The 21,561-nt window shown below is 44.1% G+C and carries 20 protein-coding genes and 1 tRNA gene; 9 read left to right on the top strand and 12 right to left on the bottom strand.

The annotated features are described in order from the left end of the window. Nucleotides 1-7 precede the first annotated feature (7 nt). The 3 genes from LLF92_10040 to LLF92_10050 form a co-directional block, all read right to left on the bottom strand. Complete coding sequence (locus tag LLF92_10040; GenBank protein MCE5341445.1) at nucleotides 8-1,591, bottom strand: hypothetical protein; 1,584 nt, start codon at nucleotides 1,589-1,591, stop codon at nucleotides 8-10. A gap of 126 nt (nucleotides 1,592-1,717) precedes the next feature. Beyond that, nucleotides 1,718-2,392, bottom strand: coding sequence for a PEP-CTERM sorting domain-containing protein (locus LLF92_10045; GenBank protein MCE5341446.1), 675 nt, complete (start codon nucleotides 2,390-2,392; stop codon nucleotides 1,718-1,720). Nucleotides 2,393-2,555: 163 nt separating this feature from the next. Then, nucleotides 2,556-3,626 (bottom strand): LacI family DNA-binding transcriptional regulator, encoded by a 1,071-nt coding sequence (locus tag LLF92_10050; GenBank protein MCE5341447.1) that lies wholly within the window; start codon nucleotides 3,624-3,626, stop codon nucleotides 2,556-2,558. A 346-nt stretch (nucleotides 3,627-3,972) separates the two neighbouring features. Between LLF92_10050 and LLF92_10055 the strand changes: the two genes are divergently transcribed. From LLF92_10055 to LLF92_10070, 4 genes are all read left to right on the top strand, one after another. Continuing rightward, nucleotides 3,973-5,178, top strand: coding sequence for a hypothetical protein (locus LLF92_10055; protein MCE5341448.1), 1,206 nt, complete (start codon nucleotides 3,973-3,975; stop codon nucleotides 5,176-5,178). 65 nt (nucleotides 5,179-5,243) lie between these two features. Then, entirely contained in the window at nucleotides 5,244-7,037 is a 1,794-nt protein-coding gene (locus tag LLF92_10060; GenBank protein MCE5341449.1) for a Na+:solute symporter, read from the top strand. Continuing rightward, nucleotides 7,037-8,080: a glycoside hydrolase family 130 protein gene (locus LLF92_10065; protein ID MCE5341450.1), complete on the top strand. Its 1,044-nt coding sequence runs from the start codon at nucleotides 7,037-7,039 to the stop codon at nucleotides 8,078-8,080. Before LLF92_10060 ends, LLF92_10065 begins: the two co-directional genes overlap by 1 nt. A gap of 12 nt (nucleotides 8,081-8,092) precedes the next feature. Beyond that, nucleotides 8,093-10,168 carry a hypothetical protein gene (locus tag LLF92_10070; protein MCE5341451.1) on the top strand — a complete coding sequence of 692 codons (2,076 nt, stop codon included), beginning with the start codon at nucleotides 8,093-8,095 and terminating at the stop codon, nucleotides 10,166-10,168. 101 nt (nucleotides 10,169-10,269) lie between these two features. Here LLF92_10070 and LLF92_10075 read toward each other — a convergent pair whose 3' ends face one another. The 4 genes from LLF92_10075 to LLF92_10090 all read right to left on the bottom strand — a co-directional run bounded on the left by LLF92_10075 (nucleotide 10,270) and on the right by LLF92_10090 (nucleotide 14,454). Then, nucleotides 10,270-10,467, bottom strand: a complete 198-nt coding sequence (locus LLF92_10075) for a hypothetical protein (GenBank protein ID MCE5341452.1) — start codon at nucleotides 10,465-10,467, stop codon at nucleotides 10,270-10,272. Nucleotides 10,468-10,586: 119 nt separating this feature from the next. Further along, nucleotides 10,587-11,666, bottom strand: coding sequence for a sugar kinase (locus LLF92_10080; GenBank protein ID MCE5341453.1), 1,080 nt, complete (start codon nucleotides 11,664-11,666; stop codon nucleotides 10,587-10,589). Nucleotides 11,667-11,710: 44 nt separating this feature from the next. Then, complete coding sequence (gene gnd, locus LLF92_10085; protein MCE5341454.1) at nucleotides 11,711-13,162, bottom strand: decarboxylating NADP(+)-dependent phosphogluconate dehydrogenase; 1,452 nt, start codon at nucleotides 13,160-13,162, stop codon at nucleotides 11,711-11,713. Between the two features lie 17 nt (nucleotides 13,163-13,179). Then, complete coding sequence (locus LLF92_10090; protein ID MCE5341455.1) at nucleotides 13,180-14,454, bottom strand: lactate racemase domain-containing protein; 1,275 nt, start codon at nucleotides 14,452-14,454, stop codon at nucleotides 13,180-13,182. Nucleotides 14,455-14,673: 219 nt separating this feature from the next. Between LLF92_10090 and LLF92_10095 the strand changes: the two genes are divergently transcribed. The 4 genes from LLF92_10095 (at nucleotide 14,674) to LLF92_10110 (ending at nucleotide 16,081) form a co-directional block, all read left to right on the top strand. Continuing rightward, nucleotides 14,674-14,745: transfer RNA gene (locus LLF92_10095), tRNA-Thr, on the top strand. Between the two features lie 84 nt (nucleotides 14,746-14,829). After that, nucleotides 14,830-15,093 (top strand): hypothetical protein, encoded by a 264-nt coding sequence (locus tag LLF92_10100; GenBank protein ID MCE5341456.1) that lies wholly within the window; start codon nucleotides 14,830-14,832, stop codon nucleotides 15,091-15,093. Then, nucleotides 15,050-15,646 carry a hypothetical protein gene (locus LLF92_10105; protein MCE5341457.1) on the top strand — a complete coding sequence of 199 codons (597 nt, stop codon included), beginning with the start codon at nucleotides 15,050-15,052 and terminating at the stop codon, nucleotides 15,644-15,646. The genes LLF92_10100 and LLF92_10105 overlap by 44 nt, the downstream gene beginning before the upstream one ends. 3 nt (nucleotides 15,647-15,649) lie before the next feature. Beyond that, nucleotides 15,650-16,081 carry a C-GCAxxG-C-C family protein gene (locus tag LLF92_10110; GenBank protein ID MCE5341458.1) on the top strand — a complete coding sequence of 144 codons (432 nt, stop codon included), beginning with the start codon at nucleotides 15,650-15,652 and terminating at the stop codon, nucleotides 16,079-16,081. Between the two features lie 6 nt (nucleotides 16,082-16,087). Here LLF92_10110 and LLF92_10115 read toward each other — a convergent pair whose 3' ends face one another. From LLF92_10115 to LLF92_10125, 3 genes are read right to left on the bottom strand one after another with little or no spacing between them, the layout of a single operon-like run. After that, complete coding sequence (locus LLF92_10115) at nucleotides 16,088-17,395, bottom strand: hypothetical protein (GenBank protein MCE5341459.1); 1,308 nt, start codon at nucleotides 17,393-17,395, stop codon at nucleotides 16,088-16,090. Continuing rightward, the gene (galE, locus tag LLF92_10120; protein ID MCE5341460.1) at nucleotides 17,395-18,378 is read right to left on the bottom strand and encodes a UDP-glucose 4-epimerase GalE; all 984 of its coding nucleotides are present in this window, start codon (nucleotides 18,376-18,378) and stop codon (nucleotides 17,395-17,397) included. The genes LLF92_10115 and galE overlap by 1 nt, the downstream gene beginning before the upstream one ends. Continuing rightward, nucleotides 18,375-18,962 carry a hypothetical protein gene (locus tag LLF92_10125; GenBank protein ID MCE5341461.1) on the bottom strand — a complete coding sequence of 196 codons (588 nt, stop codon included), beginning with the start codon at nucleotides 18,960-18,962 and terminating at the stop codon, nucleotides 18,375-18,377. The genes galE and LLF92_10125 overlap by 4 nt, the downstream gene beginning before the upstream one ends. Nucleotides 18,963-19,129: 167 nt before the next feature. Between LLF92_10125 and xerD the strand changes: the two genes are divergently transcribed. Next, complete coding sequence (gene xerD / locus LLF92_10130; GenBank protein MCE5341462.1) at nucleotides 19,130-20,065, top strand: site-specific tyrosine recombinase XerD; 936 nt, start codon at nucleotides 19,130-19,132, stop codon at nucleotides 20,063-20,065. A gap of 33 nt (nucleotides 20,066-20,098) precedes the next feature. On the opposite strand, the gene LLF92_10135 is transcribed toward xerD, so the two are convergent. Both LLF92_10135 and LLF92_10140 read right to left on the bottom strand, forming a co-directional pair. After that, nucleotides 20,099-21,319: an MFS transporter gene (locus LLF92_10135; protein ID MCE5341463.1), complete on the bottom strand. Its 1,221-nt coding sequence runs from the start codon at nucleotides 21,317-21,319 to the stop codon at nucleotides 20,099-20,101. A gap of 5 nt (nucleotides 21,320-21,324) precedes the next feature. Then, nucleotides 21,325-21,555, bottom strand: coding sequence for a DUF2905 domain-containing protein (locus tag LLF92_10140; protein ID MCE5341464.1), 231 nt, complete (start codon nucleotides 21,553-21,555; stop codon nucleotides 21,325-21,327). Between the last annotated feature and the right edge of the window lie 6 nt (nucleotides 21,556-21,561).

Here is a 21,561-nt window from a genome sequence, read left to right on the forward strand (position 1 = left end):
ATATAATTTACTCTGATAACCATTCATCGGATAATTCAGCAAGGTCTATCGCATCCACAACGCCGTCAATCACAATATCAGCGCCATTGCAGAAAATATTGATATTGTTACAGCCGCTGTTGTACCACTTTTCAGCAAACTGCGCGTAGTCTTCAAAATTCACATCACAATCTCCGGTGAGGTCTGCGGCCGAACATACTAATCGAACATCTTTGGCGTAAATACCCGTCGCGTTTGGCGTACCCTGCCAGTCCCACAGCTTACCATTAAGCCATGCCGTGCCGCGTTCAGTCGTGGGAGAATTCCATGCTGCGCTTTTCTCAAAATCGTTAAGCCGCGGATTGCAGCCAAAGATATAACCCGGTTTAATAGCAGCGGCAAGACCGCCATCAGGCAAAAGCCATTCACTTATCGCGGTGTCTAAGTCGCTCCATTTAATTTTTGCCTCTGTAATGCGATGCCCCAGAGTGCCGCTCGTGCGAGCCATACCATTATTTACAGCCGCCGATTGATGGCGTCCCCAAACGGCATTTGTCCATGCCATCATCACATCAGGTTTCTCTTTCGAGTTCAAACCGAGGAACAGCCACAGGCTAATACCTTCCCGGCTGCCGAGTATCGGACGAATGTTAGTAAAGTCAAAATACAGCGTAAGAGCGTCATAATAAGCATCGCCGCCGAAACGGTCGTCCAGACTCCATTGCTGCGCATACGCTCCAACCTGATTCGCTTCTTTAGCTAATAAATCGCCGGGCTGTTCTTTCACCAATATATAGAGATAATTTGGATCCCACGCGAGCTGATACTTGACATGCAGATTGCCTTGAGACGGGCTATTAACCGTCGCAAGGTCAAAATCAACAATATCGCTGTCGTCCAGAGCAGCCCAGTCTGCCGCATTGCCGTCCACGGTAATTGGACTGAAAACTCTATCGGCATTCACTATTGTCGCTTCGCTTATAGCAACTTGAGCTGCCTCAAGCCGCAAATCATCCAGATAAATATCGCGATTGGTTTCTCCATCACTGCAGCTCGAAAATAATCCCATCGACTTAATCGAACCCCAGTTGGCATCGTCGGGCGAAATAGGAGTCTCGCTTCCTTCGTTGTACCATGAAAACGCATTCATATTAGCCACTATCTTCGTCCAGCCATTGCTGTCCGGAGGATGCACGATGTAACGTCCGTTGTGCGGAGGATTATCATTATCATATAAAATAATTTCCCTGAATCTTGAACCACTGCGGTCGCTCCAAACCCAAAGTGTAATAGCCAGATTGTTATGATCGCTAAAATCCAAAGTAGGGTCAAATACCATCTTTGGCTCAACATCTACATTTCCACTGCCCCAAAGCGAAAACGCCATCTTCATTGAACCTATACCTTCATGCACTTCGCCCGGAGGCGATTGCTGCATCCAGCCGGTTACACGGTCATCGTACCAAACGCCCGTAGGCCATGGTTCTACTACCGCCTCATTAATATCATCCATCGAATCAATCTGACCTATCGGTGTTGCCGCAAAGACGGGCATCAAAAAAACTGCCGTAACAAGAAATGATATATAACAAAATATTTTCAATAACTTCATTTTTTTCTCCTATCGTATTCCAACTCCTATACCTTTACCTTGCGCGCATATACCGCCACCATTCCTGCTTAATAGAATCCGGCGGCAGCGCGATTATCGTACCGCCGCCGAATATTCAATTTGCAATTAAGCTTTGCGTTTCTTCAGCATCGCCAGTGCGCCAAGTGCAAGCAGCGACATAGTTGCCGGCTCTGGAACGAGCTGTAAACAATCAATGTAAACCGGTGTATTGGTCGGCATAATCTGATAGCTTCCTTCTTCGCCCCATGGTCCTACATAACCCCAGCAGCTAACCCATATATCGATAGTATCGACATCGCTCCAATCAAACGTGCCTTGTGTTACGACAAAATCACTAATGTTCGCAACCACATACTGCCAGCCCACGGCTATTGTTTCTTCTCCATTAGCCACAGCGTAACGTGCCACAGCATCTCCTAAATTATTCGAATAGAGAATTATCTCGCGAACATGTTCAGGACCGGCCGTATTGCCCTTATACCAGCAAAATGTAATTGCCATATCCGGAGTAAGAGTCGGGAATATGATATTTGCACGAGGCACAACATCATACTGACCTCCATCGAAAACTGTATAGTCAATCATCATTGAACCTGTGGTGTCGCAAACAAAAGCAACATCAGTGTTCTGTTTCAGCAGAGGTGGATTATAGTTTCTCTCGTCATGCCACAGACCGCCATTACTCGCCAGAACATTGTCCATGTTATCTAATACTATCGCCTGTACCGCTGGTGCCAAAAATGCTGCCAACACAAAAATTAAAAACATTCTCATCTTCATTGTTAAATCCTCCAAAATAAATAAGTGATAAAAATTTTCAAACAAACAACTCTTCTCTTTACGTTATACCACTTTTTTTCAACAACTCCTTTCTCCCGCCCTCTTGTCTGCCTTAATTCGGCAAACAATCCTTATTGTTTAGAAGACCCTATTCAATTATAAATCACAATCGGGCAACTGTGCCCATATCCTCATACTCTGCCGGAATTAATACGTGACGAATGTTGGTTTTAGGATTGAGCACAAATTCAGTGGCTAAGTCCACCATTGCCCGTCCCATTTCACTCCAGTTTACTACCATCGTGGAAATCGGCTCAAAACCCATCACGCCGGGGATTCTGTGCTGACCGTCATATCCAATGATGCTCATATCCTGCGGCACTTTGAGACCATGCTCCCGCAGAACTACACGTAAAACATGAGCAATCAGGTCATTGGCCGCAACAACGGCTGTCGGCATTGGTTTCAAAGCTATGACACGTTCAGCGAGTTCTCTCAAATCACTCATTACTTCTTCGTGCGTGCTTGGCGTATAATCATTTCTCGAACAGTCCTTGGCAATAATCAGACCATCAGTACTTAAACCCACGTTATTCATACCAATCATATAGCCATTTTGCCGCTGGTGTAAATTATATGTGCGTTGCGGATAATCCTCGTGTCTGCATACAAACGCAATGCGCTTGTGCCCTAATTCAGCAAGAACTTCTACTGCTCTTGATGCAGCGCCAATATTATCACTGTTGACTGTGCTCCATTTTGAACCTGGTATATGGTTGTCGCCCACTACGACAGGTATATCGAATCCACGCAGAGCTTCATAAGTATCCGGTGCAATGCGTCCAAAAACTAATATGACACTTACCGAACTTCGTGGAAATCTTTTTAAATCATTGGACGACCGAACGGTATAAAATCCCGAATATTGTCCCCTGTCCTGCAGCGAACTGCTGACTGAAGAAAAAATCGCATTGTAATTCCAAAGACCCTCAAAGCACGACAGACTAATTACTTTCTTATTCGATACTTTAACTTTCATTTTAAGAAGAATGCCGTCTTTCTCTTCTTTGCTAAGATAGCCGTGACTGAAACAGTAATTAAGAATGCGAGTGGCAGTAGCCAAAGATGTAGTTCCCCGGCCATAATCTCCCTTGAGTGTTCTCGAAACTGTTGCTGGTGAAACAGATAACTTTGTCGCAACATCTCTTACTCTCACTTTTGCATCCACCGGCATCTATTGGCCTCCAAATAATCGTTTTGATATGTATCTATTTGTCGCGGCATACTAACACCGGCTCGGTCATTTGTCAATAACAATTTCATGCAACATTTGTAAATTTATATATATATTGTCAGGTAAACAACTGACAAGCCACAGTGGCTTATTACAAACAAAATACCATAAAACATTACCACAAAAGCCTTTATATTAATAAACACTTTTACACATAAGCACCAAAAACGTTTACTGATTTTAGTAAACATTCTTTATTTTCATTGACATTCTGCAACTTGCGCTTCATAATGTGCCCCTATGTGCAACAATACAAATTTCATATATAAAAACGAATGGAGATTTAATGCCGAATTGTTCTTCGCAACCAGAGATAATAAGACTTAATAATGGTGAACCAATCATAAGCCCTACCGCAAATTGGTGGGAAAGCGGTACAACTTTCAACCCCGGAGTAATTTATGTCGAAAGGTCGCCCAAAAACGATCCTATAATCCGCAAATTAATCGGCAGCGACAATCTTAACGACAATCGAATTAAAGACGGCATAGTCGCAGTGCACTATCGCTCCCGGCCATCTACTGAAACAGACCCCAAGCGGCCGTTCAGCAGGTCTTTTTCCGGTGTCGCAGTTTTTACGCCGGAACTGCAATCAATTTTCAGGCATACCAATCCGGTAATTTTCCCCGGCGAAGATGAAAATCTTTATGATTATGTCAGCGTTGAAGACGGAAGGCTGCATTGCATCGACGGTATTTATTATTATCTGTATTGCGGAGTCAGTCTTGTGCCTAATCCACAGTCAAAGTGGCCGATAAAAACACGGATATGTCTGGCCAAATCCGACGACCTGCTTACATGGCAGAAACTCGGCCCCATACAAGGAGATGTCAACACAGATAATAGCAATAATAAAGACGGCGTTTTTTTCCCGGAAAAAATCGACGGCCATTATTTTATGCTCCACAGGCCGTGCTTTGATGATAATTACTCAAAATACGCTATCGCGCTGGCGATGAGCAGCAGTATTGAAGGGACATGGCAGGATTTAGGCACAATAAAACATGCAACCCAAAACGCTGAGTTGGCAAAACATATATGGGTTGGCGCCGGCTCGGTTCCAATTTCTCTCGGAGATAAAAAATTCATTGTGATATATCATAAAGGCCATGTCCTTAACAGCGGCAGTAAATGGTATGACCTGCACGCAGACCTTTACAATTTTAATAATTTTGACCCATCCAGGCCTGCTGATATCATTGAAAGAGGTATGAACAGACTTATGGAACCCCAAACAAAATACGAATGCAAATCCACAAGTCAGGATGGCGTTTCCAATGTAGTTTTTACCTGCGGCAGTTATGAATATAATGGCGATATATACATACTTTACGGCGGAGCCGACTGCTGCACTTTAGCAGCCAAAGTTAATAAAAAGGAACTAATTGATTGTTTGCTGAACAGCCCGGAGTTTAAGGGATCTGGAGACCTCGGTACAGAAACCATTCCCAGTCCGGTCCCGGCTGCGTCCGCTTCAATGAAAATAATATAAGTAGATTATTTTACTGTTGCAGATTATCCTAACTGTAGAATCGATTAAATACAGGAGCTTAAAACTTGACGATTCTTGATTACGGAATTATCGTTGCGTATCTGCTTTTCTCGCTGATTATCGGAATAGTCTATTCACGCAAAGCGTCCCAAAGCCCGGAACATTATTTTCTTGGCGGTCGTTCTATGCCATGGTGGATGATTAGCGTCTCGCTGATGGCAACAAGTTTCGCGTCCGACACGCCTTTGGTCGTTACCGAAATCACTCGACAATTCGGCCTGCAGAGAATGTGGTGGGTCTTTGCCGCGGTGCTCACGTTAATCGTCGGTATATTTCTTTTCTCTCGTCTCTGGCGGAGGTCATCCGTTATTACCGACGCCGAATTTTACGAGTTACGTTACGACGGCAACGCAGCCGCTTTTCTTCGCGGCTTTCGCGCATTTTATTCCGGAATCATACAAAACCTCATCGTAATCGCATGGGTTACGTTCGCTATGAGCAACATCATTACGATTATGACGCCGATGAATAAAGTCTGGGCAGTCGGCACCTGCATGGTTGTCGCGCTGATTTACACTACGTTCTCCGGCTTTTACGGCGTTGTAATTACCGATGTCGTGCAGTTTTTTATCGCGACCGGCTCTATGATAATACTGGCGTTTATCGCCGTCTATAAAGCAGGCGGCCTGCACGTCGTACTTACCACCGTCGCCGCGACGCAGGGGTACGACAAAACGCTTTCAATTTTTCCTGATTTCAAACATTTCGATTTGGATATGCTCAAGCTGATGATTTACATTTTAGTTCTCTGGTGGGCGGATGCCGGCGGATATAATATGCAGAGAATGAGCGCGTGCAGAAATGAACGCGATGCGGTGAAGGCTACGCTTTTCTACGCACTTTTCCAAACCATACGACCATGGATGTGGATACCTGTCGCTCTTGTTTCCATTGTTCTGTTTCCAAAACTGACAGGCACACAAACTGATACGCAAGCCTACCCATTAGTCGCGAATACATATCTTGGTATGGGGTTAAAAGGGTTGCTCGTAGCTGGTTTTCTCGCCGCGTTTATGTCAACAATTACCACGCAGCTCAACTGGGGCGCTTCGTATATTATGACCGATGTCTATAAACGATTTGTCAAGAAAGACGCTTCACATCGTCAGTATATGATTGTTACGAGAATCGTAGTGGTTGCGATGATGATTTGTGCCGCAAGTATAGTTCCCCTGCTGAAGTCGGTTACGGCGGCATGGGAATTCCTCGCATTCCTGATGGCAGGCAGCGGAATAATCAGCGTTATCAGGTGGTTCTGGTGGCGTATAAACGCTTATACCGAAATCACCGCCCTGCTGCTCGGACTAATCGCGGGATTCATAAACCCATTTATTCCCGCCTCTGTCGTGGTGTTTGGTTATCCGTGGCCTGCGATGCCTTTCGAGATTAAGATTACGATATTTATTGTAATTATCGTTTCGGTAAGTTTAGTGGTTACTTTTGTTACGCCCAAAGTATCTATACAAAAGCTTGAAGTGTTTTATCGCAGAGTTCGGCCTGGCGGTTTCTGGAGCGTTGTCAGCAAAGATATTCGCAATCTGCCGGGCAAAGCATTAAACGCCGGCACCTTCCTCGATATCATCGGCGGCATTCTGTTATGTTACGGCGTTTCACTTGGCATTGGTTATTGCCTCCTGATGAAATTCGGTAAAGCGGCTGCTTGTTTCGGATGCTCTTTAATCGGCGCGTTATGGGTATACAGATGGTTTAAAAAAGAAGTCAGAGAACTCGAAGAATGGGGTGGTTTAAGAAAGCACAATCTCGAAACCACGCAACAAAGTAATTCGGGAGCAAAATAGTGGCTGATATAGCGAAAAGATTTAAGAATAATCCCATTCTCGTTCCCGATGCGGTTCGTCCGAGCCATGCGGGACTTAATGTTGAATGTCTGCTAAATCCTGGAGCTTTTGAATATAACGGCAAAATATGGCTGCTGATGCGAGTCGCTGAAAGGCCTCCGCAGAAAGAAGACAAAATAAGCCTTCCTGTGATGGAGGATGGAAAAATCAAAATTCTCGAATTTGACGAGGCAGATCCCCTTCTGAATTGTTCCGACCCAAGAGTAATCATATATAAAGGAAACGGCTATCTTACTACATTGTCGCATTTGAGACTGGCGCACAGCACGGATGGGAATAATTTTACCGTCGTTGACGACAAACCACTATTCGGGCAAGGCTGTCTTGAATCGTATGGCATTGAGGATTGCAGAGTTGCCAAAATAGAGGGAAAATACTATCTGACTTATACCGCTGTTTCAAATTACGGATACGGTGTCGGATTGATGAGCACATCTGACTGGACGAGCTTTAACAGACACGGTATGATAATTTCAGGCCCAAATAAAGACTGTGCCTTATTTGAGGAAAAGATAAACGGCAGATATTGCTGTCTGCACCGTCCGAATATGTCCATTCTCGGCGGAAATTATATCTGGCTTGCCGAGTCGAACGACCTGCAATACTGGGGCAGGCACAAATGCGCAGCTACAACGCGAGCCGGTATGTGGGACAGCGAAAGAATTGGAGCAGGCGCTTCACCGATAAAAACGGACAAGGGATGGCTTGCGATTTATCACGGCGCAGATAAAAATCACAGATATTGTCTCGGAGCTTTATTACTCGACCTTAACGACCCATCGAAAGTTATCGCCCGGTCGCAGAAACCGATTATGGAGCCGACGACAGATTATGAAAAGAATGGCTTTTTTGGAAATGTGATTTTTACCAACGGCCATATCGTCAAAGGCGATACCGTTACGATGTACTACGGCGCTTCGGATGACGTTATATGCAAAGCCGAACTTTCAATAAATGAGATTCTCGACTCGTTGAAAATTTAAGGACATAATTTAATGACTGCTAAATCTTTTGTGATATTGGCGATTATCGGCTTTTCGGCCTTTTCAGGCTGTTCTAATGCCGAAACGACCCGGCAGATAAACATTCCGAGAATAGACCAGATGCCGGACTTTCCGCAGCCTTATATTATGAGAGACTGGAGTAAGGTCGCAAAAGACTTTGATAAAATTATTTTCGATACCGAAAAAAAAGGCGAATTTCTGCCGCTTGCGAAATTTGAAACTCTGCAAAACAACGCAGATAAAAAAATTCTTGTAATACCTTCTTATGTCTGCAGCGGCAGGAGCGGAACAGAGGCTATCGTTTGTCTCGGAGCCATCAGCAGCAGATTGATTGCAGGTTTGGACAAAAAACATATGGATATTTTTCCGAACTATTTCACAGACAGCCAGAAACTTTACCTGAATAGAATCAACGATAAAACCGGCCAAACTTTCTGGTATGAAATGTTTCCAAGTGTGCTGTTTTACAGGACATTTTACTTCTGTCCAGAATCTGAAATAATGCAAAAACAATTTTACCTCACCGCAGACCAGTGGCAAAAGGCCTGCGTTGCAATGGGAGGCAAAACAAACCCGCGGCAGATTCCGAATTTCGATTATACCGCCTTTGACTTTTCGACAATGACGCCGTTTGATAATAACGTGTGGAAAGAGGCTGATGCGGCCGCTGCGGCAGCGTGGATTGAATATATCGCTTATGTCAAAAGCCCGGATAATGAATCGAAAACAAAATATCTTAACGCCGCTAAATGGAGTATGGATTTTCTTGAGCAATCCAAAACAAACCCTTATTACGAAATTCTTATGCCGCTTGGGGCTTATACCGCCGCAAGAATGAATGCCCAAACAGGCACAAATTATGACGTGGAAAAATTCGTCAACTGGTGTTTCGATGGAAGCAACTGGCGAAAATGGGGAGCAACAACAGGCAAATGGGGCAACGCTGACTGCGCGGGCTTGATTGGAAGTGTATCAGACAACGATAATATGTACGGCTTTACAATGAACACTTTCGATGTCGCGGCCTCGCTTGTGCCGTTAGTCAGATACGATGAGAGATTCGCCAACGCCATCGGCAAATGGATGCTCAACGCCGCAAACAGCGCACGATTATTTTATCCCGACGGTCTGGATGCCAATCAGCAGACAGATTACGAATGGTCTAAAATTAACGACCCGCAATCCTGTATCGCTTATGAAGGTCTTCGTCAGCGGTATCTTGAAATCGACAGGGTTGCCGGCGACCTTGAAACCGTCAAAGGCAAAATAACATCAGGAGACTACACAGCGGCCATCGGCACAAACAAAATTTACGAGTGCATAGAAGAGAATCAGCAGGATAATCTCGAACATATCTGGAAAGTGCAGATAAGCAAAGCGGACAGGCATATTCTAAACTTTGTTGGCAAGACTGACAACCTCGGCGATGGTGAAATTTTTCAGTTCAGCTATTCGCTGCAAATTGCAGGACGGTATGAGCCGTTGTTTGATTTCAATTCGCAAACGGATTCCTGCAAAACAGTTGAAGTTCCGACAAATCCGGAAACGTTTTATCTCAAAGTTACCGACACAAAAAAAACTGTCCCCTCGAGCAAATCCGACAGAATATACATTGATGATATCTGGATAGAATCACTTAGCGACAATGCTCCTTACGCGACTGGCGATGCCAAGAAAAACGGCTGGGCCAAAACAAACCTCGGAATATACGGCTCGGCTTATGTAGGAATATTCGGCGGCATTATCCAAAAAACAAACATAGAAGGCATCATTCGGCTTGACTGTCTGGCGACAGACTTCTATCACGCCCCTGCTTATCCGACTTATCTGTATTACAATCCTTTCCCGAAAGAGCAGAAAGTCGTTATCGAACTCGGAACAGAAACAAAAGATATTTATGAATCAATCAGCAATAAATTTATAAGTACATCTGTTACAGGAAAAACCTTTATCGGTTTGGCACCAAAATCCGCGGCAGTCATAGTTATATGTCCCGCTAATGGCAAAATTGAATATAAAGGTAAAACGACAATGGTTAATGGCATGCTTATTGATTATCAAAAATGAAAATTTTAGTAAGCGTTCACAGAATTTCAAACATTAATAATATAAAAATCAGGATTTATTTGTATTATTGTTTTGTTTTAAATCATTGAGCATGTCGTGTATTACAGACAAAGCATAGTATGCCCCCACAGAACCAGTATGGCGGACTGAACGATAACAAAAGGCCATGAACCCATAATTTTGGCAACAAAATCAGCAACCTGCTGGCCGGGGGTCTTTTTTTCATCAACTATTTCATTAACATTTCTGATGGGTTTATGTTGATGAACAAAAGGCTCTGGAAAATGCAATTTACTCATTATCAATTCTCCTTAACAAGTAATAACAATGGGTTAATTAGCATAAATATAAAAATAGGCAATAAAAAAGCCCGTATCAGAAAACCGAATGCGAGCTTTTGTTTTTTAGTGCGTCACATTTAACGCTGAATTCTGCCGCGAGAACCTTTAATAAAATTCTCAACCTGTTCGAGCGTTACCATTGTCGTATCGCCCGGCGTTGTCGTCAGCAATGCACCGTGTGCCCAGCCGAGCTTCACAGCATCTTCGTAGCTTCTGCCGGTAAGCAGGCCGTAGAATAACCCTGTCGCGAAACCATCGCCGCCACCGACACGGTCATAAACATTTAATTCACAAGTCGGCGCCTGATAAACCTTGCCATCTATCCACGCAACAGAACTCCACGTATGATGGTTTGTGTTATGTTCTTCGCGAAGCGTCGTCGCGACCGCTTTTACGTTCGGGAACTGCTTTACAACTTCATCGATAACAGCAACGAAGACTGACGAGTCAAGTTTTGACTGTTTAACCACATCAGGGCCTTTAACGCCAAGACCATCCTGCATATCCGATTCGTTGCCGACGAGTACGTCAACATTTTCCACGATTCTACGCAGAACATTTTGAGCTTTTTCCTGCCCGCCGCGGAATTTCCACAGTTTTGCGCGATAATTAATATCGAAACTTGTAACAGCGCCTTTTGACTTGGCATATTTCATCGCGTCAATAATGAATTCTGAAGTTGTATCTGAAAGAGCAGCGAAAATCCCGCCGCTGTGCAGCCAGCGAACACCGCCGGCGAAAATTTCGTCCCAATTCAAATCGCCCGGCTTGAGCATTGCCGCTGCTTCGATTGCGCGATTGTAATCAACCTCCGGAGTGCGAACGCCGTAAGCTCTGTCGCTGTAAACCAGCGCCATATTCGGCCCCTGCACGCCGTCACGCTCGAACCATTTATAAAACGGACGAACGCCCATTGCCTTAACGCGTTCCTGTATCAATCTGCCGAGACGATACTTTACCATAGCGGTCGCGATGCCGGTGTTCATCTCGAAACAGTCCGACAAGTTTGCGGCTACATTAAATTCTCCGCCGCTGACGTGTGCCTGGAAAGTCGTCGCTTTGTGGAATGGAATCATTCCGGGGTCGAGCCTGACAACCAACGCGCCTAACGAAAGAAAATCGAGTGCGCCTTTTTGCGGTACAACTAATTTGCCCATACCAAACCTTCCTTTAAATCAATTTTGGATATTATAGTTTCTGCTTAAACAATATAAGTTGATGCGCTGGTTGAGCCGCCTCGGCCTGTCCAGTTTGTGTGGAAAAACTGGCCGCGAGGTTTATCAACTCTTTCGTAAGTATGAGCGCCGAAATAATCTCTTTGAGCCTGCAGCAGATTTGCCGGCAGTCTTTCGGAACGATAGCCGTCAAAATACGCCAGAGCTGTGCTAATCGTCGGCATTGGTATTCCCAAATCTACCGCCGCGCGAACAACCCTTCGCCATGAGAATTGCGATTTCTTAACTGCGCTCTTGAAGAATGGGTCGAGCAGCAGATTGGGCAGTTCTGGATTCTTTTTGAACGCGGCCTTAATTTTGCCGAGAAATGCCGAACGGATAATGCAGCCGCCCCGCCACATAAGAGCGATTCCGCCATAGTTTAGATTCCAGTTGTATTCTTTCGCCGCGGCTCTCATAAGCTGATAGCCCTGTGCGTAACTGACAATTTTTGATGCGTAAAGTGCTTTGCGTAAATCGTCAATCATTTTCGCCTTGTCGCCTTTGAAAGGCTTGTTCGGACCGCCAAGAATTTTTGACGCTTCAACACGTTCTTCTTTTATCGCGGACAGACATCTTGCGAAAACCGCTTCGCCAATCAGTGTCAGCGGCTGGCCTGCGTCGAGAGCTGCGATTGCGGTCCATTTGCCAGTGCCTTTTTGGCCTGCGGTGTCGAGAATTAAATCTATAACAGCGTTGTTCTGTTCGTCTTTGTATCCGAGAATATCTCTTGTAATTTCAATCAGGTAAGAATCAAGTTCGCCTTTGTTCCACTCGGTGAAGACTTCGTGCATTTCCTCGTTTGACATACCAAGTCCCTGCTTCATCATCTGGTATGTTTCGCAAATCATCTGCATATCGCCGTATTCGATACCGTTATGAACCATCTTTACGAAATGGCCTGCGCCGTTTTCGCCGACCCAGTCACAGCACGGTTCGCCGTCTTCAGTATGAGCTGAAATTTTCTGGAAAATCGGCTTCACAGCAGGCCAGGCGGCAGGTGAACCGCCGGGCATAATTGATGGGCCTTTCAGAGCGCCTTCTTCGCCGCCGGAGACGCCGGTGCCGATGTAAAGTTTGCCTTTGCTTTCAACATATTTTGTCCTGCGTGTAGTGTCAGGAAAATGACTGTTTCCGCCGTCTATAATGATGTCGCCGTTTTCGAGGTGCGGCAGAACCAATTCGATGAAATCATCGACAGCCTGTCCGGCCTTTACCATCAGCATAACTTTGCGAGGCGTTTTTAGGTTTGCGCAAAACTCTTCGATTGAATGACATCCGATTATGTTTTTGCCTTTCGCCCTGCCGTTCATAAAATCGTCAACTTTGGAAACCGTACGATTAAAACAAGCAACAGTGAATCCCTTGCTTTCCATATTCAAAATCAGGTTTTCACCCATTACCGCAAGACCAATTAAACCAATATCCGCTTGTGACATTTTGCATTACTCCTTATTTATTGATTAAATCTGTTTTTATATGCCCAAAGGCCCATACCCGGATTGGATATGAAAAATATTTTTTCGCCGTCAGGCATTGTATTGTAACCATTTTGAAGATTCGCTGGGTTATACCTGTCCAGCATTTCATTTAAATCTGCATATTCGAAATTTACCGACTCAACTTCTTTTCTCGTCAGCTTGCCGGGGCAGTATGTTATCTTAAATCTGCCTTCGCTTGAGCCGTGAATGAGATGCGCCGCTGCGCTTAAGTTTGCTTTTAAATCGTCGTTATTCTTAACAGCCGCCAGTACTTTTTCCGTGCCGACATAGCCGTACTTCCTGATAAGCACGTCAATTTGTTTGTCTTCGCCGAATTCCTTTACGCCCGGCGCAAGCACAACTAATTGGCCGTTGTCAGCCATCGCCATTCGCGTTCTGTAAATGCTTTTATTGCCCAGCCAGGTGCTTTTATATTCGTGCGGGTCGAGATAGACCACGGCTTTTTTAATCGGCTCATCAAGCATTATGAAATTGACTTTTAACGAAAGTTCAGCCGCCCGATTGAAACATTCAATATCATCGCCGATGAATAATCCCCTTGTCTGCAATTTTCTTTGTGCGTCGGGAGCAAGAACCGTCTGAACGTAAACTATCGGCAGATGCTTTGAGAAATTATCCGATGCGTAATTGAAAACTTTTCGCACAGGATTGTCCGCCCTGCCCATAATCTTTTCCATATTACAGACTGCGCCGATGAAGTGACTTTTGTTAATGCCTTCCTGACCGCCGGTGCCGACAAAAATATTTTTGTTATAATTCGCCATTCCCGCGACTTCGTGCGGCACAACCTGCCCAACAGACAAAATCAAATCAAAACCGCCCTCGACAAGAAGTTTATTTACCTGCGCAGGCCATTCATAATCGAGTTTGCCATCCGTTACTTTTTTAACAAACTCACCCGGCACATTTCCAAGCGTAACAATATCTGTTCGCCAGTTATGTTTCCTGAAAAGATTCACAGGCGTCTGACCGTACATCGTTTTGATTTCTTCTTCGGTCATAGGCACGTGCGTACCGAGTGCCGGCAGAATATCTGTCAGCTTGTCGCCGTAATATTGATAAGCCATATATGTAAGCTCGCCTGCTCGCGAATACATTCGCGTTATATCCGGCCCAAGAACCAATACTTTTTTTCTTGCTCCGATTTTATCTAACGCAGAAAAAAGATTTGCCTTAAGGTCTTCTGCCGCCAGACTGGCTTGCGGGTTTCCTGTACTGCAAAATAACATAAAATATCGTAAATCCTTATTAAATAATCATTTATCTAACATTGAAATTGGTTCATTTTTTGTACCAATATTTTATAGCATATAAACCGGCACATTTCAAGTGTTTTTAAATCTTTACAAAAACAAAAAAAACGTTATATATAGAGTGTAATGGAAGTGACGGATTTTGTTTGGATATATCAATTTTCAATATTAAATCTTCAATCTTCAATTAGTTTCGCCGGTGTAGCTCAACGGTAGAGCGCGGCTTTCGTAAAGCCGAGGTTTTGGGTTCGAATCCCACCATCGGCTTTTTGTTGGCCACAGAGCTCACAGAGAACACAGAGATAAAAATAATGAATATGTAGGGTGGGCTTTAGCCCACGCGGATAAAAAATGATAAGCGACACACCACAAGAAGTTCTTGAAATCCAGTATGAGCTTTACCGCAAAATGAGTCCTGCGGAAAAATTCAGGATTGTTTGCGACGCTTACGATTTTGGCCAGTCGCTTGCAAAAGCGGGAATCAGAATGAGATATCCCAATGCGACAGAGAAGGAAGTTAAACAAATCTGGGCAAAAGAACATTTGGGTGAGGAACTTTACGACAGAGTTTATGGAAAAACAGATGAGCACACCACAACAAGCCGAAGTTCTTAAAATTCTCGCAGACATATTTGACGAGCTGAATATAAAATATGCGATTGGAGGCTCTGTCGCAAGTTCGATATTTGGTACGCCTCGTTTTACGCAGGATGCGGATATTACCGTACAACTTTCCATACCAGCTGCTGAATCGCTTTATGAAAAAGTAAGCGGTCATTTTTATATCAGTAAAGAAGCTATGTATCAGGCTGTAAATTCAAAAAGCAGCTTTAATATAATACATCTTGATGCGGTTTTTAAGATAGACATATTTATTCCAAATAGTGAATTTGAAAACACCCTTATTGCACGAAGTCATAAGAATAAGATAGATGAATCTATTGCGAAAGAATTTTCATTAGTATCGCCTGAAGATGTTATCCTCTTAAAGCTTAAATGGTATAAAATGGCGGATTGCGCTTCAGACCGACAATGGTCGGATGTCAAAGGCGTTTTATCTGTACAAAAGAATAAGATTGACTATGACTATCTAAAAATATGGGCAAATAAGTTAGGGCTTGCCAACCTTCTTGAAAAGGCAATATCAGAAGTTAAAACTAAGAGATAATAAATGAACGCAACCGATAAAGCACTGGCACTTCAAAAAGAAGGTTTCTCATGTTCACAGGCTGTATTGGCGGCGTTTTGCAACCAGTTCGGCGTTGATAAAAATATCGCACTCAAAATCGGCAGTTCATTCGGCGGCGGGATGCACCTGAACCAAACCTGCGGCGCAGTTACAGGCGCGTTAATGGTTATCGGATTAAAGCACGGCAGAATTAAAGCTGACGATATTGCCGCGAAAATGAAAAATATAGAAGTTGCGACCAAGTTCGCCAAAAAATTTAAAGAACGTCATAAAACATTAAGCTGTGCAGAATTATTAGGCTGCGATATCAGCACACCGGCGGGCTTGCAAAAGGCTAAAGACAATAATCTTATCAAACAATTCTGCCCGGACTATGTAAAATCAGCCTGCGAAATCCTCGAAGAATTGCTTTAGCGAAAACTAATTCGTCAAACCCGCGATGGCCGCGCCAATCAACGTAGCGTTATCGACATTGATAATGTCATAAGAAATCCCGCACTGATTTTCCAGATACTGTTTCAAATAATATTCCGTTCTGCTCTTGAGGCCTTTAAGATGATAGAACGTAGTGCCTTCGGCTACAATGCAGAGCGGTTTATCGGGGCTTGTAGTGCAAGCTGATTTTACCGCCACAGCCGAAATATTTATGGCCGACAGTTTCGCTGCTCGTTCAATTATGCTGTCGCAAATATAATAAACCAATTGCATATCGCCGCCTTGTCCTTTTTTGCAGATACTCGCGAGTCTGTTATAGCCGTAAGGATAATACATAAACTCGTTTATTTCTATCGTGCCGAGATTTTTCAGGTTCGCAATTTCGTCCGCTGTGTTTTTAGAGAATAAACCGTCATTTGCCGCGATTTGTAATGTTAAAAGACAGAGTGCACCAAGATAAGCGCCGGAAATAAATTTCTCAAACACGTGCACGCCGGGATTACTTGTCGATTTATCAAACGCCGTGTCAATTTCTCCCAACTGAAATTTGCCGAAACCGCCGGACTCGCAGTTAATAATCTGGCTGTCGGACAGTTCAAGGTCGCTGCGTTTTTTTATGTTGCCGTTCTTTTCGATATAACAGCAATTCGTTCCCGTACCGAGAATAAAACCAATGTAACCGCTGAACATTCTGTTTTTGTAGTTCACTCCGCTAAGCAGCGATGCGACGGTATCATTCAAAATGATAGCCTGTTTGTCAGGAGACAAACCGATTCGCTGCAGGCCGCAATTCAAATTCTGGCCAATTGTCTGACCGAGCACCTGTTTAATCTTTATCTCTTTGGCGAAGCGCAGAAGTTTCCCGTCTTTGGTTGGCAGAATTTCTGTGGGATAGGAAAAGCAAAATCCTATTTTTGCTGATATATTAATGATATCCCTGATATAATACGCCATAGTATCGAAAAATTCTTCTTTGGTAACTTCTTTCTCGACGCCCGGCATTATGTGTTTTTGCAGGTTTTCAATAATTGGCTCTTTCTTTTCATTAAAACTGACTGAAGCACAACGAAAATTCGTGCCGCCTGCGTCTATAACTATAACAGACTTATCAACGGGAATATCATTTTTAACTTCGATAAAAGTCGGAATCATATCGAGTGAACTTTTTTGGCCTTCCAACCCTTTCTGCATTTCATCGATAAATACTTTTACATTTTCATCGATATCAATGTCCTGATGAGCCATCTGATATTTTTTAAGAAACGCCAACGCTGTTTTTTTTGTCTCGTTCATTATTTTTTGTATCCTTCCGGATTTCTGCTGTGCCATAACCAGGCGGTTTCGACAATTTTTTCAAGCTGCGGATATTTTACCCGCCAGCCGAGCACACTTTTAGCTTTTGAAGCATTGGCGGTCAGCACGGCCGGGTCGCCTGCCCTGCGTGCAACTTCGGTAACTTTTACGTTTTTGCCTGAAACTTTTTTTACTGTTTCGATAACTTCACGAACTGAATAACCTTTGCCGTTGCCGAGGTTGAAAACGAGTTCGGAATTGTTTTCGAGTTTTTCAAGTGCCAGAAGATGAGCCGTGCACAAATCTTCGATATGAATATAATCTCTTACGCACGTGCCGTCCGGCGTGGGATAATCTGTGCCGAAAACCTTTATGTCTTCGCGTTTGCCCATAGCGGCCGCTATAACAAGCGGAATCAGGTGAGATTCAGGTTTGTGGTCTTCGCCGAGTGTACCGTTTCCACCTGCGCCGCAGGCGTTGAAATACCGCAGAGCCGCGTAATTTAATCTTCCGGTCAAACTCTGGAAATGACACATACGCTCAACCGCCCATTTAGATTCGCCGTAAGGATTAATCGGCTCCTTTTGCAGGTCTTCGGTGATTGGCACCGTTTTTGGCATTCCGTAAGTCGCGGCTGTGCTGCTGAATACGAATTTTTTAACACCGACTTTTTCCATCGCCGCCAAAAGCATACACGTGTTTGAAAAATTATTGCGATAATACTCAAGCGGCGCAGCACACGATTCGCCTACTTCGATAAAAGCCGCGAAGTGCATCACCGCGTCGATTTTTTTGTCTTTTAAAACTTTTGTAAGTAAATCGAAATCCGCCAGGTCGCCGACGATAAGCTCTGCGTTTTTAACCGCGTCTCTATGTCCCTTGCTTAAATTATCGAAAACAATCGGATTATGTCCGCTTGCTCCGAGCAGCGCCGTCATATTGCTGCCGATGTATCCGGCTCCTCCGCAGACTAAAACATTCATATCTTCTTCTTGCCTTTCACTAATGATGTTGCGATTTGTTTATCAATGCGTTTAAGAATAACCGACTCAAGACCATAGTCTCTGCCGATATCTATCCAATCCATTTTCTCCCGCTGCTCTTCGTTGATTGCCAAATTCTGCTCGGTATCTCCACTGCTTGAGAACATAGAGTAAACTCTGCCGGCACTATCGATATCCTTTTCCGGAATAGAGAGCCTCTCGACTTTTACCTTGCAAACGATACATATTTCGCCCTGCTTGCCGGTAAAACCCAATTCGGCGGTTCGCTGAATGCTGTGGAGACTTGCCATAGCGGTATTGTAGCCGCCAACGTTGTCTTTCCGCCATAATTCAAAAAATTGCGCGCCCGACATCGGCCTTGTCGTCATAATCGCAAGATTGGCGTCGGCCTTGTCGATTACAAAGTTCATTCTGACAAGAGCCTGTTCTGACGCCTTCATCGCGGTATCGAGGTCTATACCTGACAGGCATTTAGGTTCGGGAGCAGCCTGATATTTTTGTGCGCATCCGTGTAGCAAAACAACAGCCGCCAACATAAGTAGAACCAAGCATGATTTTCGCATATTACAATCCTTTTAAATAAACGGTGGATTATAAACGGTATATGCCTTTCTCTCAAGCCGAAATTATTAAGGTTAAAGGTACAATTTTGACGAATAAAGCCTATCGCAATGAAACATTTGACGGTTTTTTACATACGAAACCTTGTTTATGGGACTTTTACAGGATTATGTCAACACAGGTACAAAATTTAAACGCTAAACTCGATGAGCAGTCATTTGGCAAGATAATACAGGCTTTTTTGAACTATATGACTGTCGAGGCCGGCCTGTGCAGCAATACCATTCTTGGTTATGGCCGGGATTTGCGGGATTTTGCGATTTTTTGCGATTCCAAAGATATCCAACACCCCGACGCAATCGTTACGAACAATCTATACGATTATTCAAAAAAACTCGCAAAACAAGGCAAGGCTGAAGCGTCTATAAACCGAGCGGTGGTTGCGATAAAGATGTTTCTGCGTTTTTGCATGTTGACAGGTCGTGTAAAAGATGATTTGACAATATTTATGGAAAGTCCGAAACTCTGGCAGAGACTGCCGGTGATATGCAGCAAAGACCAGGTCGGGAAATTAATGGATAGTCCGGACGAAAAAGAACCATATCATCATCGCGATCATGCCCTGCTGGAATTGCTTTACGCAACTGGCACAAGAGCCAGTGAAGTCGCGGGTCTGAAAATCGGCGATGTAAATTTGAAAATCGGATACATACGATGCCTCGGCAAAGGGAACAAAGAGCGAATTGTACCTCTGAATAAATCTGCCGCCCACGCAATAGAAGAATACCTTACGGAATTACGTCCAAAACTCGAAAAGCCAATGAGCAAGGATTCGCTTTTTCTCTCACGAACAGGGAGAGCTTTGAGCAGAATTGAACTTTGGCGAATTGTGAAAAAATACGCACGCCTTTCCGGTTTGTCTCGTCAAATGACAACGCATACGCTGCGTCATTGCTTTGCGACGCATCTTTTAAGCGGCGGCGCAGACCTGCGAAGCGTTCAGGAAATGCTTGGCCATGTCGATATCGCCACTACACAGATTTATACGCACGTTGATCAGGACAGACTGCGGAGTATCCATAAAAAATTCCACCCGCGCGGATAACTAAAATTAAAATTTCAAAATAAAAATGTAAAATTATGGATTCGCCAGCGGAGATGTATTTTTTCTTCCCAGCGAAAACCACACTGCAATCTGAATAATCCCTGCCGCTGCGACAATTATGCAGCCGAATACATACGGCCAGTGTCTTCCGAAATGGTCGCTGATTATTCCGCCGAGAATGGAGCCGCCTGCGTAACCTGCGCCGATAATGGTTTCGTGAATCGCCATTTTGCCGGAGCGGTTTCTTCCGCCCGCAACGCCGTAATATTGGTGCGAACTGTAAATGGCAGCATAAGTAATGCCCGCAAGTCCTGACGCCAGAAGCTGAATAAAAACATTTCGTGAAAAAATAATCATCAGCAGGCTAATCACAATAAGCAGTTGTGAAACTGCATAAAAGCCTTTTTTGTAGTGCCACCAGTGGCTCCTGCCCATCAGGAAAAACACAACAACATTGAGCAGACACATCATCGAGACCGACCAGCCGTAAATCGACTCGCCGAATCCCAGTTCATATTTATAAAGAATGCCAAGCTGACTTCGATATATTCCGACACAGGTGTACATTGTCAGAAGCGCAACTCTTGAGACCCAAACAAACTGCATATTGAGAGGATTGAGCTGTTCGATAATTACATCGCCTGTTTTGCTGATTCTATTTTTGCCTCTTGGCGACGGCTTTGTCAGAAAATATACCGATGCAAGTCCGCCGAACATCATCACAAATGCCCCTGCAATCGGCATAAGATAATTCACTTCCATCAAATAACCGCCGACAATCGGCAGCAGCATATTCGCCATTCCCCACGTTACGTTGTACAGGCCGAACCTTTTAGTAAGCTCCGCGCCTTCGTGTCCTTTTGAAATCCAGCCCATTATCACCGGCCAGTAAAAAGCAGTGATAATTCCAATCATTGACATCAGAAAGACAAGCTGTGTTACCGGCCCGACAAATAATTTGCAGCTGAACCAGACGACCGCAAAAATTCCGCTCGTCACGAATATCTGCCCAATTGAACCGATTATAAGCACTTTCTTCGGCCGCAGCCGGTGAGCGATTACACCTGCCCAAATGCAGAAGAAAACGTACACAGCCATCTGTGCCATAAAACAAAGCCCAACATCAGTATCGCTGCCGTGCAGAGACTTGACAATAAAAGGCATGGCAACCCAAATAAGCTGCTGGCAGGAACTCATAAAGAATGCCGCCAGGCACAGACACAGAAAATTCTTATCTTTGAACAGTTGACGCATTTATTTTATTTTCTCAAAAGGTCGATGAGCCAAAAAACAAGTGTGAGTACTATTGATATGACAATACAAGAGGTTATTGGAAAATAAAATTTCCAGTTTTTCCCGCCCATTTCGATATCGCCCGGCAGTCGAAACATTCCCATTTTGCCCAGCACAAAAAACGTGATGCCAGCTAAAATCAGAACCGCACCGGTAAAGATTAGTATTTTCGCGATATTTTCAGGGAAATTTCCCATAACGTT

It is taken from the genome of Planctomycetaceae bacterium, from assembly GCA_021371795.1.
GTDB lineage: Bacteria > Planctomycetota > Phycisphaerae > Sedimentisphaerales > UBA12454 > UBA12454.

Excerpts from the sequence above, each read along its gene's own strand:
- LLF92_10040 (MCE5341445.1), bottom strand. The coding sequence starts at position 1,591 with ATGAAGTTATTGAAAATATTTTGTTATATATCATTTCTTGTTACGGCA.
- LLF92_10045 (MCE5341446.1), bottom strand. The coding sequence starts at position 2,392 with ATGAAGATGAGAATGTTTTTAATTTTTGTGTTGGCAGCATTTTTGGCA.
- LLF92_10050 (MCE5341447.1), bottom strand. The coding sequence starts at position 3,626 with ATGCCGGTGGATGCAAAAGTGAGAGTAAGAGATGTTGCGACAAAGTTA.
- LLF92_10055 (MCE5341448.1), top strand. The coding sequence starts at position 3,973 with ATGCCGAATTGTTCTTCGCAACCAGAGATAATAAGACTTAATAATGGT.
- LLF92_10070 (MCE5341451.1), top strand. The coding sequence starts at position 8,093 with ATGACTGCTAAATCTTTTGTGATATTGGCGATTATCGGCTTTTCGGCC.
- LLF92_10075 (MCE5341452.1), bottom strand. The coding sequence starts at position 10,467 with ATGAGTAAATTGCATTTTCCAGAGCCTTTTGTTCATCAACATAAACCC.
- LLF92_10080 (MCE5341453.1), bottom strand. The coding sequence starts at position 11,666 with ATGGGCAAATTAGTTGTACCGCAAAAAGGCGCACTCGATTTTCTTTCG.
- gnd (MCE5341454.1), bottom strand. The coding sequence starts at position 13,162 with ATGTCACAAGCGGATATTGGTTTAATTGGTCTTGCGGTAATGGGTGAA.
- LLF92_10090 (MCE5341455.1), bottom strand. The coding sequence starts at position 14,454 with ATGTTATTTTGCAGTACAGGAAACCCGCAAGCCAGTCTGGCGGCAGAA.
- LLF92_10100 (MCE5341456.1), top strand. The coding sequence starts at position 14,830 with ATGATAAGCGACACACCACAAGAAGTTCTTGAAATCCAGTATGAGCTT.
- LLF92_10105 (MCE5341457.1), top strand. The coding sequence starts at position 15,050 with ATGGAAAAACAGATGAGCACACCACAACAAGCCGAAGTTCTTAAAATT.
- LLF92_10110 (MCE5341458.1), top strand. The coding sequence starts at position 15,650 with ATGAACGCAACCGATAAAGCACTGGCACTTCAAAAAGAAGGTTTCTCA.
- LLF92_10115 (MCE5341459.1), bottom strand. The coding sequence starts at position 17,395 with ATGAACGAGACAAAAAAAACAGCGTTGGCGTTTCTTAAAAAATATCAG.
- galE (MCE5341460.1), bottom strand. The coding sequence starts at position 18,378 with ATGAATGTTTTAGTCTGCGGAGGAGCCGGATACATCGGCAGCAATATG.
- LLF92_10125 (MCE5341461.1), bottom strand. The coding sequence starts at position 18,962 with ATGCGAAAATCATGCTTGGTTCTACTTATGTTGGCGGCTGTTGTTTTG.
- xerD (MCE5341462.1), top strand. The coding sequence starts at position 19,130 with ATGTCAACACAGGTACAAAATTTAAACGCTAAACTCGATGAGCAGTCA.
- LLF92_10135 (MCE5341463.1), bottom strand. The coding sequence starts at position 21,319 with ATGCGTCAACTGTTCAAAGATAAGAATTTTCTGTGTCTGTGCCTGGCG.
- LLF92_10140 (MCE5341464.1), bottom strand. The coding sequence starts at position 21,555 with ATGGGAAATTTCCCTGAAAATATCGCGAAAATACTAATCTTTACCGGT.